12 protein-coding genes, 1 other RNA gene, 1 pseudogene and 1 riboswitch are annotated in these 12,321 nt (G+C 42.5%); of the genes and pseudogenes, 3 read left to right on the top strand and 11 right to left on the bottom strand.

The genetic code is table 11. The features are described 5' to 3' along the window. Nucleotides 1-93 precede the first annotated feature (93 nt). Nucleotides 94-621: pseudogene (locus tag G9F48_RS13940) on the top strand (DUF421 domain-containing protein). A gap of 205 nt (nt 622-826) precedes the next feature. On the opposite strand, the gene G9F48_RS13935 reads toward G9F48_RS13940, so the two are convergent. Beyond that, nucleotides 827-1,393 (bottom strand): cysteine hydrolase family protein, encoded by a 567-nt coding sequence (locus G9F48_RS13935; protein WP_165409642.1) that lies wholly within the window; start codon nt 1,391-1,393, stop codon nt 827-829. Nucleotides 1,394-1,727: 334 nt separating this feature from the next. Here G9F48_RS13935 and G9F48_RS13930 point away from each other — a divergent pair, with 334 nt between their 5' ends. Continuing rightward, nucleotides 1,728-2,003 carry a hypothetical protein gene (locus tag G9F48_RS13930; RefSeq protein ID WP_165409641.1) on the top strand — a complete coding sequence of 92 codons (276 nt, stop codon included), beginning with the start codon at nt 1,728-1,730 and terminating at the stop codon, nt 2,001-2,003. Between the two features lie 391 nt (nt 2,004-2,394). Here the strand turns inward: G9F48_RS13930 and pbuX are convergent, their stop codons facing one another. The 5 genes from pbuX to G9F48_RS13905 form a co-directional block, all read right to left on the bottom strand. Then, entirely contained in the window at nt 2,395-3,699 is a 1,305-nt protein-coding gene (pbuX, locus tag G9F48_RS13925) for a xanthine permease PbuX (protein ID WP_165409640.1), read from the bottom strand. Then, a complete protein-coding gene (xpt, locus tag G9F48_RS13920) occupies nt 3,696-4,280 on the bottom strand; it encodes a xanthine phosphoribosyltransferase (RefSeq protein ID WP_003153553.1) in 585 nt (194 codons plus the stop codon). Before xpt ends, pbuX begins: the two co-directional genes overlap by 4 nt. Nucleotides 4,281-4,379: 99 nt before the next feature. Further along, nucleotides 4,380-4,479: riboswitch (purine riboswitch) on the bottom strand. Nucleotides 4,480-4,612: 133 nt separating this feature from the next. Beyond that, nucleotides 4,613-6,115 (bottom strand): carboxypeptidase M32, encoded by a 1,503-nt coding sequence (locus tag G9F48_RS13915; protein WP_165409639.1) that lies wholly within the window; start codon nt 6,113-6,115, stop codon nt 4,613-4,615. Between the two features lie 111 nt (nt 6,116-6,226). Continuing rightward, nucleotides 6,227-8,146, bottom strand: coding sequence for an ATP-dependent DNA helicase (locus G9F48_RS13910; protein ID WP_139885591.1), 1,920 nt, complete (start codon nt 8,144-8,146; stop codon nt 6,227-6,229). 103 nt (nt 8,147-8,249) lie between these two features. Beyond that, nucleotides 8,250-8,441, bottom strand: coding sequence for a hypothetical protein (locus G9F48_RS13905; RefSeq protein WP_003153550.1), 192 nt, complete (start codon nt 8,439-8,441; stop codon nt 8,250-8,252). 166 nt (nt 8,442-8,607) lie between these two features. On the opposite strand from G9F48_RS13905, the gene G9F48_RS13900 reads away from it, so the two are divergent. Beyond that, on the top strand, nt 8,608-8,760 hold the full coding sequence (locus tag G9F48_RS13900; RefSeq protein ID WP_003153548.1) for a YpzG family protein: 153 nt from the start codon (nt 8,608-8,610) through the stop codon (nt 8,758-8,760). An 84-nt stretch (nt 8,761-8,844) separates the two neighbouring features. On the opposite strand, the gene G9F48_RS13895 is transcribed toward G9F48_RS13900, so the two are convergent. From G9F48_RS13895 to G9F48_RS13875, 5 genes are all read right to left on the bottom strand, one after another. Beyond that, nucleotides 8,845-9,291, bottom strand: coding sequence for a hypothetical protein (locus tag G9F48_RS13895; RefSeq protein WP_003153543.1), 447 nt, complete (start codon nt 9,289-9,291; stop codon nt 8,845-8,847). Between the two features lie 351 nt (nt 9,292-9,642). Then, a complete protein-coding gene (locus G9F48_RS13890) occupies nt 9,643-10,791 on the bottom strand; it encodes a THUMP domain-containing class I SAM-dependent RNA methyltransferase (protein ID WP_070082011.1) in 1,149 nt (382 codons plus the stop codon). A gap of 96 nt (nt 10,792-10,887) precedes the next feature. Continuing rightward, an RNA gene (gene rnpB, locus G9F48_RS13885) (RNase P RNA component class B) lies at nt 10,888-11,269 on the bottom strand. Nucleotides 11,270-11,324: 55 nt separating this feature from the next. Beyond that, on the bottom strand, nt 11,325-11,624 hold the full coding sequence (gene gpsB, locus G9F48_RS13880; RefSeq protein ID WP_165409638.1) for a cell division regulator GpsB: 300 nt from the start codon (nt 11,622-11,624) through the stop codon (nt 11,325-11,327). Between the two features lie 79 nt (nt 11,625-11,703). Continuing rightward, a complete protein-coding gene (locus tag G9F48_RS13875; RefSeq protein WP_014305282.1) occupies nt 11,704-12,252 on the bottom strand; it encodes a DUF1273 domain-containing protein in 549 nt (182 codons plus the stop codon). Nucleotides 12,253-12,321 lie beyond the last annotated feature (69 nt).

Raw genomic sequence — 12,321 nt, 5'->3', positions numbered from 1 at the left:
AACATTTTATCGACGCCTGAGTTCCCCAGCTAACGTTAAGAAACCTCTTACTTGCTCTTTTATTTTTGATAAAACAAAATCCAGGGTGATAACATGAGATTTGCTTGGGAAGAATTAATTATAATTGCATTCGGAATGATTTTACTGAGAATTTCAGGGAGAAAATCCATTGCACAAATGACCATCGCACAGACAATGGTGATGATTTCAATCGGTACGATTATCGTTCATCCCATTTTAGAAACCAGTTTATTGAAAACATTAATCGCTGCGTCTATCCTTTTTAGTGCTTTGATTTTGATGGAATGGTTTCAAGTAAAAATAAACTGGATTGAATTTTTTTAACCGGAAAATCTAAATTCGTTATAGAAGACGGCCAACTCAATATAGAAAACTTAAAGAAGCTGAGACTGACAGCAGATCAACTCGAAATGCGTTTAAGGCTTCTTGGCATTTCTAATATAAACACAATTAAATATGCCACTTTAGAAGCTAAATGGACAATTAGGCTACGAATTAAAAGATGACTGTAAGCCTTTAACCATCAAAGATCTTAAAAATGTGATCGACCCAAAATGTCTTAACAAAGAGACTCAGCACAAGCCAAAAAATCTTGAATAATTCGCTGATTAGTAAAACCTTTTTGTTATTCAAAACCGAAGCCGAATCAGACCGTTAACCGCCGATCATTTTTTACCGAAATCGGTTTACAAGAAACAAAAAAAGCATCTGAAGCAGATGCCTTTTTTCCGACGAGGTCCCTGTATGCGCCTGAATATGCTTTTCAGCCGCCTATACCCACCGTCGGCCTTAGCCATAATGTTAATCAGTTTGTTTTTATAAAATCATTGATTAATTGATCAGTCGTTAATATTGTGGCAAATTCATCATGCAACGTAGCCAGAGATATATTGTGAATAGTCTCTGCATCATAATATGTATCATTTTGGTCTCTCATCCCGAAGGCTGCCGTTGCATCTGAAATCAGGTAGGTATCAAATCCTAAATTACCGCTCATTCTTGTAGTTGTTGAAACACAATGGGGCGTAGTCAAACCAGTTATTACGACAGTTGTTATATCATTTGATTTTAAAATCTCTTCCAGATTAGTCCCGATAAAGCTGCTGTTTACTTTCTTGGTTATAATGACTTCTTTATCCATAGGTTTAACGATTTCCTTTATGGCAAACCCCTCATTCTTAGGATAAAACAAAGAACCAGGATTATCAGAAGTATGTTGTATGTATATGACTGTCCATCCTTTTTCTCTCCATAATTTCAGTATTTTACTAATGTTTTCTTCCGCCTTTACATTATTTCGTTCTCCCCATTTTTTATTATCAAAAGCTTTTTGTACATCTACAATGATTAACGCTTTTTTCTTTTCTGCCACCAGATAACCTCCTATATTGAAAATTAGTATTTATAACATTTTAAATAAAGTTTTTACTTTTGTACAATTGTTTCAGTTTTAAATTTCATATCACACCTTTCCCGTTGGAAAAGCGCTGGAATAGCTAAAGCAAACACTCACTCAAAGGCTGCAGTTCACCAGAGGCCAGCAATAATCAACTCTTTTTCTCTATATACTTATCAGTATCCCTTTTGCCGTCCACTCCCCTAACAAAATTCACGCTACGCTCACAAAATATTAACAAAAAACCCCTTGGTTATTTTTGTATTTCATGTAATAATACAAGTGTATCAAAAACAAAGGAGTGTTTAAAATGAAATTAAAAAAAGTTTTAACTGGTTCTGCCTTGTCTCTCACTTTACTCGTTTCCGCTGCCCCTGCTTTTGCATCCAGCCCTGGCAATATAAATAGCGACTCAACTCAAACAAAATTTTCGACACAAGCGACCAAAGATTCTTTTACAATGGATTACCTTCATAGATGGGATATCCCAAATACAACTGTTAAAAATGGTGTTACTTATTACCTTAAGAAAGTAGAGATAATCGAAGGATTCTATCGCGCAACTTTTGAAGGATGGATTAATTAGAAGAAGGGGCTTTCCCTTCTTTTACTCTCTTTTGTAAGGATCGGTGCACAAGACACTCCCCTCAGCGCCCATTCTGCAGTTGCACTTCGGCATCAGGCATTTCATTCCATGTCTCAACCAAGTTTCGTGTCATCACAGTGCGAGCAATGATATTGTTTACGATATGATCCCCCATTCTCCTTTTTTTCTTACATTTAGTCATATATTCACGTACATATAGTTCGGGACGGTTTTTCGGCGAAATAAGGCGGATGCCGCATCACTCAATTTGTTTCTTTTCAAACAATGAAACTAATAAAAAAAGAGAATGCCTCACAAAAAGTTCAGAAAACTTTCGGAAGCATCCTCGATCTGGATAAAATAAGATGTTATTTTAAAGAAAAACGGGTGACTAACCCTCTTGAACCCTTGTCACATCAAGGGTTTTTTTCGCTTTAGGAATCATATTATAAACTATATTCAAAAGCACGGCGGTAAAGCTGCCGGCAACGATTCCGTTTGTGGTCAAAAGATTTAAGTAAGACGGCAGGTGCTTAAACATATCGGGAACGACGGTTACACCGAGCCCCAATCCGACCGAACACGCGACGATCAGAAGGTTTTCCTGCTTTTTAAAGTCAATTTGACTGAGCATTTTAATGCCGTAGGAAATGACCATGCCGAACATGGCCACCATCGCGCCGCCCAGTACTGAAGACGGGATGATGGTCGTGAAGGCTGCGATTTTCGGAAAAAGGCCGAAGAGCATTAAAAGTGCGCCCGTGACACCGATGACCGCGTTTTTCTTAATCCCCGTCAGCTGCACGAGACCGACGTTTTGGGAATAGGCCGTATACGGAAAAGCATTGAAAATGCCGCTGATGAATACCGCCAGGCCTTCCGCGCGGTAGCCTTTTGCTAAATCACGTTCAGACAGGCGCCGGTTTGTCAGGTCACCGAGAGCGAAATAGACGCCGGTTGATTCAACAAGGCTGACAATGGCAACGATGGACATCGTAATAATCGGTGCCGCATGAAATGTCGGCGTCCCGAAGTAAAACGGTTTAATCATTTGAATGGCGTCAGCATTCGCCACATTGTCAAATTGCACTTTTCCCATAAAATAAGCGATGGCCGTCCCGATGACAATGCCGATTAAAATCGAAATGGATTTCAAAAATCCTTTTGTAAACCGATAAAGCAGCACGATGATGACAAGCACCGTAAATCCGAGGGCAAGGTTAGCCGGATCACCGAAATCCTTGCTGCCTTCCCCGCCGGCAATATGATTCATCGCGACCGGCATTAAGGTCATCCCGATAATCGTCACGACAGATCCGGTTACGACAGGCGGAAAAAAGGATACGAGCTTGCCGAAGAAAAATGACAGCAGAATGACAAGCAGACCCGATGCCAAAATGCTTCCGTAAATGGCTGAAATCCCGTACTCCTTACCGATGGAAATAATCGGCGCTACTGCGGTGAACGTACAGCCGAGCACAACAGGCAAGCCGATGCCGAAACATTTATTCCTCCATACTTGAAGCAGCGTAGCCGCCCCGCACATAAAAATGTCAATTGATACGAGATATGTCAGCTGTTCTGCGTTCAGTCCCAATGCCGCTCCTACAATTAAAGGAACGACGACGGCGCCGGCATACATGGCAAGCACATGCTGGATACCGAGGGAAAGTGTTTTGGCATAGCCGTTTTTCATGAACGGACCTCCTGTACAAATGTCACTTTTCCGTCTTCAAGCGATTGAATTCTCGCCAGTGATTCGACCCGGCATCCTTTTTTCACCAGCTCGTCTCTTCCCGGCTGAAATGACTTTTCAATGACGATTCCGATCCCGCAAACCGCTGCGCCTGCTTGTTTTACGATGGACAAAAGCCCCTCTGCCGCCTGTCCGTTCGCTAAAAAGTCGTCAATGATTAACACGCGGTCTTCTTTCGAGAGATGATTTCCGGAGATTGCAATCTGACTTTCTGTTTTTTTCGTGAAAGAATAGACGGACGCCGTCAGCAGATCATCCGTTAACGTGAGAGACTTCCTTTTTCTCGCAAAGATGACGGGAACGCCGAGTTCAAGGCCGGCCATTACCGCAGGGGCAATGCCCGAAGATTCAATTGTGACGATTTTGGTTATCTCGTCTTTTTCAAAACGCCGCGCAAATTCCCGGCCGATCTGCTGCATGAGAACCGGATCAATTTGATGGTTTAAAAAAGAATCCACTTTCAGCACTTGATCAGAAAGAACGATTCCGTCTTCTGCTATTTTTCGTTTTAATGCTTCCACAATGATTACCCCCGCTTATAAAAAATAAAAAAAGCATTGCCCGCTCTCCAAAAAAAGAGCAAGCAATGCCGAATGATCTACACGTAACGGCCGAATAAAGCCGTTCCATTGCTCACTCATAGTCGGACATTTACGGTGACCGGTAGAAACTTGCGTGCCATATCCACGCGATTATATGAGTGTTCGTATGATATTAATCAAATTATAACAAGATACACTTCTTTTGCATAGTGAAATTTGAATATTTCCGAACTTTTACAAAGAATTAGTTTTCTATTATTCGTCTTTTTAGAATTTTTAGAAAAACACCCGGTGTATACCGGGCGTTTCGTTTATAAATATAAATTTGAATATTTGCCGACGAGATACTCAATGAGATATTGAACGTTCAGTTCTTCTCCCGTTGCATCTTTTATGATGTCAAGCGGCATTTTGCGTCTTCCGTGCTGATGAACCTTTTCTGTCAGCCATTGTTTGATCGGCTCAAAGTCGCCCCGTTCTATTAATTGATCAAATTCAGGGAGATCCTCAAGCATGGTATGCTTCAGCTGTGCCGCATACATATATCCGAGCGCATAGGAAGGGAAATAGCCGAAATCGCCGCCCGCCCAATGTACGTCCTGCAAAATGCCTTTTGCGTCAGATGGCGGCGTAATGCCTAAATAATCATGATATTTTTGATTCCACAATCCAGGCAGTTCTTCCACTGTCACTTCATTGCTGAAAATCGCTTTTTCAATTTCATAACGGATAATAATATGAAGCGGATATGTCAGCTCATCGGCTTCAATTCGGATAAAGGACGGTTTCGCCTCGTTTACGGCGCGTACAAAATCCTCTCTTTTTACATTTTGAAATTGATCAGGTGAAGCCTCAACCATTTTTTCATAATAGGCGGTCCAGAATTGTTGATTTCTGCCGATAAAGTTTTCATAAAATAACGATTGGGATTCATGAATTCCCATGGATGCACCGTCAGATAAGTTCGTTCCGCTCAGGGCTTCGTCAATATTCTGCTCGTAAATCGCATGCCCGCATTCATGAATCGTTCCGAAAATCGCCGTGCGGAAATCGTTTTCGTCATATCTGGTCGTCACCCGCACATCGCCGCGGTTGATCGTTGTCATAAACGGATGAACCGTTTCGTCCAGACGGCCGCCGTCAAACTCATACCCAAGTTCTTTTAAGAAATACAAGGAGAGATCTCTTTGTTTTTCTTTCGGAAACGTTTTCGTTATAAAGGAAGTGTCCGGTTTATTTCCGGATGCCGTCACTTTTTTGACAAGCGGAATGATCGCTTCCTTCAATTCAGAAAACAGCTGATCCAGCACCTTTACCGTAACGCCCGGTTCGAAAATATCGAGCAATGCGTTGTATGGATGATCTTCATAGCCCCAATACGAAATAAACCGCTTATTAAAATCAATCAGCTTCTCAAGGTACGGAGCAAACATAGAGAAATCAGAGGCTGCCCTTGCCTCCTCCCAAGCCGTTTCCGCTTTCGATGTCAAAATGACATATTCTCTATACTCATCTTCAGGTATTTTTTTATTATGATCATAATCTTTTTTTGCAAGTTCCGCAGCTTTCACTGTATCTTCAGAGAGCTTTTCTGCATGCGCGAGAAGGATGTCAATCAGCTCTTTCATCCGGTCGGATGTCTGGATTTGAAAAACGTCAGCCGACAGCTGCCCGATGCTTTCCGCCCGGTCATCAGAACCTTTTTTCGGGGCTCCCGTTCTTGAGTCCCAATGCATGAGCGCAATGGCTTCTTCATAGTGGGATACTCTTTTTAACAGATCAAAAAACTCTTTTTCATATGTATGTAAATCCATATCCGTTCCCCTCCCTTTTCACTATCAATTACAGGCTAATGGAACGCCGTCATAAAGTCAACTTCCCGGATTTAAAAAAGCCGCAGGATAAGATTCCTGCAGCTTTTGTTTTTATACGATTTTCGGTGTAACAGGCAAGACCTTTTTGACTTCGGCCAGGATCCGTTCACTTTCTCCGCCCGCATAAATGGATATGGTTCCGCTGTCCTGATTAGAACGGATGAGGCGGCCGATTCCCTGCCGGACTCTCAAAAGCATGTACGGCAGATCAACTTCCTCAAACGGATCTTTTTTCGCTCCGTTCCGCTTTGCGGTAAACACAGGATCATGAGGCGGATACGGCAATGCCCAAATGGTCACATTCCGGAGCGAGTCACCGGGAATGTCAAGACCTTCCCATAAGTGGACGGAACAAAGCACGGATTCTTCATCCCGCTGGAATTTTTCGACCAGACTGCTGATCTCCTCGTCACCTTCGTAGTAAATCGGATACGGCAGCTCCCACGCGGCAGCCTGTTCTTTAAATTCCTTCATGTCTTCAAAGGAAGGGAAAAGAACGAGAGTGCGTCCTTCATTCTCCTTAATGGTTTCAATCGTTTCGGCTGTTTTCTGCTCAGACGTCATGTCACCGTGAAGCGCAACAGACATTTGCTCCTCGTAATCGTACGGAGATTCAACGGTAAATGATAAAGGTTCACGGATTCCGAGACTGTCAGCGATATAATCAAATGAACCGCCCTCAGAAAGAGTGGCCGATGAGAAGATATAAGGAATCTTTTTAGAAAAGACCTTTTCTCCCAAAACTTCTGCTACAGTTCTCGGCATAACGACAAACGTTGAGTCTGTATCCCGCGTTTCAAGCCAGCTGATGGCATCCTTTTGATACAGCGACAGCGAATATGCCATTTGTTCGACGTATTCTTCTACGACTGACAGCTCGTACTTATCGATCGTATACATTTCCGATTCAAATACGAGCGCCTCGCCGATTTTATCGAGCAGACGGCACAGTTCGTCAGCCGCACGCTTAACACGCTGGTCGTTTTGGATGTCCAATCGGTGAGAGCCGGCGATTTCCTTCGATTCCTCTGACAGCACATAGAAAAACTCATCGTTTGCGGCAAGGGCATCTTCAATCAGTTCGGCGAATTCCTCTCTGATGTCATTTTGAAGCAGACGCTCTAAAAACAGCTCAAGCGTCGACTGCTTCACACGATACGTTAACGCTTTTTGCGCGGCGAATTCCAGCAGATGTCCTTCATCAAACACGACGGCGCTGTGATCCGGCAAAAGCGGCAGCTGCCCTTCCCTTTTGCGTGATTCTTCCGTCCAAACATGCTCCATGTAGAAATCATGGGAGCAAACAATCAGATCCGTTGATTTTCTGTAATGATCTCTTGAAAGTGTTAAACCGCATCTATGTCTCATATCACATGTTAAACAATCTTGGAAGGAATCATAGCTGACGCCTGCCCACTCTTCATTTGTCAAATCAGCGTACTGTTTGCGGTCGCCGTACGGATAAAAGCGCTGCATCGCTTGTGATTCGTGTACGAATGAAGGCAGCGACTCATAAAGATCCAGCCACTTTTCATCATCAGAACGCTGCATCGTTTTCTCAAGCTTTTTCAGACACAGATACTGCTCATGGGATTTGGACAGCCGTGTATCAATCTGCAGATCCAAATGTTCTGTCAGCTTGGAAATGTCGCCTTCTTTTTTGACAAGCTGTTCTATTAACGTTTCATCGGCGCATGCGATAATGGCCGGTTTACCCGTATATCTTGCATAGCTGATGGCAAACAGCAGATACACCAGCGTTTTCCCCGTACCGACTCCTGCCTCAGCGAACATGACCTTTTTCTCTTTAAAAGCCCGTTCAAGCTGAAACGCCATAAATACCTGCTCATCCCGAAGGTCAAAGCCTTTCTCGGGAAGGATATCGTAAAACACGTCACCAATCCAATTGTTCAATTCTTCGTAAAAATTCTTTTCTTTTGTTAAAGCAAAAGGCAAACGTGATGTTGTCACCCAACTCCAACCCCTAACTATTCGGCATTCAGACCATCTATAATATCATTTAACCCTTTTCAATACAACAAAAAAACTTGGCCTCGCCAAGCTTTTGTCATTATCATTTCCGGTTAATGATATGTGTACATAGGAACGGATGGTCTGTTGAATGTGTATGTTTTACCGCATTTTCAAGTTCTTCCTGTGCATGTGTCATGGCGGAAGGACCGAACTCCGCTCCGGCTTCCTCCAGCCGGAAAGCAGTTGCGTCTAACGCCTTTTGTATTTTACTGAAGTGCTCGCTGTTCAGCATAAAATAAGATCACCTCTCAAATAGAAATAATCATCATTCTATGCCGATGCTTCACTTTCTATACATGCCATCCTGAATGATCCGCACCTGACCTGCACAAACTACAACAGATATTCGATCGAATATCCATCTTCACAAAATTATTCTATCCGGGAGTGATGGTTACATGAGTTATAAAGATCGATTAGATCAGCATTCTGAATTGTTTCATCACAATTGGACGCGGCCGAAACGCTCTAAATCGCAGGTGAACGGCCACACCGAAATGTCCCAGACCAACATTATTTTACGGAGCAACGCAAAAGCGCACCGCTGGTAATGGCAGAATAAAACGTAAAGATGCCTACAGGCTGTCGAATATCGACAGCCTGTTAAAATTATATCTACAGAAAAATTTTTCTGACTATTTTCTTTTCTCTACATAAATAGTTTTGGATTGAACTGCGTCTTTCATTTTCCCGCCTTTGTATAACTCAACATTAACCTGCCATCTCTCTTTAAATGTAGGTTTTAGTAGTTTACTGAAATAAAACTTTTTAACAGGTGTTTTATTCGAGAATGAACCTCTATGGGAAAAATTTCCGATATTGTATTCCCCATCTAAGGTGGTAACACCCATTCGATAGTTCAATGTCCCACATTTTCCGTTTGTTTGAGCATATACATCAATAGAAGTAGCTTTTCTTGTATATGTTGTTGCATCAGTCCAAACCCTAGCTTCACAACCTTTAATCCCTTGAACTGTTTGCCATGAACTCATTGCTGCTTCTGCTTTAGGACTGCAAATAAATGTAGAGCCTGCTATCAGTAATGCAGAAGCACCCATCAAGATTTTCGAAGTTTTTTTCATTAATTCCAACTCCTTCATATTTTTACATAAAATATTATAAATCGATATTATATATATATCAAGACTAGTAGGTAAATTTTATAAAATTATTAAACTATGGCTACTTACAATCTAAAAGGCGAATTCGTTAAGAATTTGCATTTATTAATAGAAATTTTATAAGTTAATTTATGTATGTATAATAAATCGTTCATAAAAACTTTATTCCCCAACAATATCCCAAAGATATTTATATATACTAAATAGCCGAAAAACAGGAACTTAAGTCCCTGTTTTTCGGCTCCAACTTAAAAATCTATTCATAACATATTTTCAAAATCAATATTGCCACAAAATCCACTATAAAAGGTACTATATTTTTGAAAGTGTTTTTTTCTTTTTAGCCCAGTACTGATAATAATCCGTTTTGATAAAACCGTTAAAGAGCTTCCGTTTTTTTGTTGCTTTTCTTCCGTAGACCTCTTCAAATTGTTCATTTGACGTTAACATGTAGACAGACCATGTATCAAGAGATTCAAATGCCCGGCCCATTTCTTTATACATCTGCTCGACTTCCTTTTTTTCGCCGAGCCGTTCGCCGTACGGAGGGTTTCCGACGATAACGCCGAATTCGAGTTTCGTCGTAAAATCCTGCACTCGCATCTGCTTGCATTCGATCAGGTCCCCAAGTCCCGCTTCTTCTGCGTTTTCTTTGGCGATGTTTACCATCCGGTGATCTACGTCACTGGCAAAGATCTGCAGCGGCTGATCATAGTTCGCCTTTTCTTCCACTTCAAGGCGCGCCTTGTCCCACAGTTCTTTTCCGATCCATTCCCAGTCTTCTGAAGCAAAATCACGGTTAAAACCCGGAGCAATGTTTTGCCCGATTAAAGCGGCTTCGATGGCGATCGTGCCGGAACCGCAGAACGGATCGACAAACGGACGGTCAGGCGTCCAGTTGGTTAACAGAATTAACGCGGCAGCGAGCGTTTCTTTAATCGGAGCTCCTCCCTGATCAACCCTGTATCCCCGTTTGTGAAGGCCTGTTCCTGATGAATCCAGCGTAAGCACGGCTTTATCTTTTAAAAGGGAAATCTCCACCTTATACTCGGGACCCGTTTCTTCAATCCATTCATTTTGTTTTCCTGATTGAAGTTTCAGCTTTTCCGCTATCGCCTTTTTGACGATCCGCTGGCAGTCGGGCACACTGGCAAGCACTGATTTCACGGACTTTCCGATAACGGGGAACTTTGCGTTTTCCGGAATGTACGCGCGCCAGTCAATCGCTTTTGTTTTTTCAAACAGCTCATCAAACGTTTTTGCCTGAAACTCGGCGACCTGTACTTTGATGCGGTCAGCCGTCCGCAGCCATAAGTTAGCGCGGCAGATCGCAAGCGCATCTCCTTCAAAAATGACTTTTCCGTTGTCTACTTTGCATTCATAACCTAAATCACGCACTTCTTTGGCGACGATCGCTTCAATTCCCATCGGCGCCGTCGCTATTAGTGTGTACTTCTTCATCGTATCACCCTGTCTCTTTTAAGCTTTCGTTTCATTCAAGATAAAAGCTCCCCTTTAAAGGAGAGCTCTAATTTGTCATATCAATAATGTTTAACGTTCTGTAAGCCATGTTTTGTTCCGTCGTACTGCAATCGGCTCATCACCTCGTACTCAGGCGGCAATCATCTATCTACAGAAAGTATTCTGTCCTTCTATCTGTTCAGTTCCTTCAAGAAGGTTCCCCTACCAAAATTTGGGTTTCTCGCTCGAGGGGTTTACCGCGTTCCACTCTCACCATTTCTGATGAGACTTCGTCACTGTGGCACTTTCAAGGATACTCAGCCATATCCGGAGACGTAGGCTTTTTTCCTGCCGTCAGCCTATCAAGGCTGCCCTAGCTTATTTCTTCGCTAGGCACGAACACTACGGGCATCTCAGCACCGTGCGAGCATGGACTTTCCTCTACAGATTCAAAGATCTGCAGCGATTACCCGAACGTTAAGAACACTTGTTCATTATAAAGCAACTTGTCTCATTTGACAAGTGCATCTGCCTTATTCGTCATAAAGTTTGCTGCCGAATACATGTTTCTCAAGGTTGGACAGCCTTTTCAGAATGTCAAAGTTGGTCGTATTGGACTGCACCGGCTGTTTTTTGCTTGCTTCTTCAAGCTGTTTTTTCAGCTGCAGATTTTCCTGCTTCAGTTCTTCAATTTCTTGATGAAAGGTTTCATAATCCTTAATAATCATATCTAAAAATTTGTCAACGTCTTCTTGTCTGTAACCTCTAACGCCTGTTTTAAATTCTTTTTCCAAAATGTCTTTCGCAGAAAGCTTTACTTTATCAGCAAGCATCTTTTTCACCTCATATCGTGAATCATCATGTTATATTTTATTCAGAAACACGTCCCGTTGTCAAATATTCTCTGACGTGTTATGTAAAGAAATCTTCTTCTTCAACGGCGGCACGGAGATCATCCATCGTAATCGAATAAATCGGATATCCGTCTGTTTCACGGCGTTTTTCTGCCTGCTGCAGCATATATTTCGGCGATCCTTCCACCTCCGGATCATATAAAAGCAAAAGCGCATCTGACTTTTCAATAAAGAACGCGTTTTTCTGCCGGAATTGGAGCGGACTTTCGTACGGCCGATGCGTCAGGCTCTCCTCATAATCTGCCTGAGCAAGCACCGCTTCATACATTTCTTTATTCGGCTCCTTCCACTTTTCCTCCTGGCCGTAGAAAGGCGTGATAACGGCAACCTTTAATTCCGGATACTCTTCTCTGAGATCGTACGCCGTTTCTGCCGCCCAAAGCTCAGTCCCCAGCTGTCCGGATATGAGAATCCATTCCAAGCCTTCGTCAATAAAGCTTCTGAGTCTGGTTTCTATCGCCTTTTTTATATAAACAAGCGCCCGGTCATCCTGTTTAAAGATACCGAGCTCAAACGGCTTGTACCCCGTTACGGCTAATACTTTCAATTGATCACCTGCTTAAAAAATGGGGCTCCCCATCGGGCCCCATTTTGATTTGCTGATATCCTAACCGAT

The sequence above is a fragment of the Bacillus sp. EKM420B genome (assembly GCF_011065565.1).
Lineage (GTDB): Bacteria > Bacillota > Bacilli > Bacillales > Bacillaceae > Bacillus > Bacillus velezensis.
Note: the sequence above shows the minus strand (reverse complement) of the source record. Positions and strands in the feature narration are given on the sequence as shown.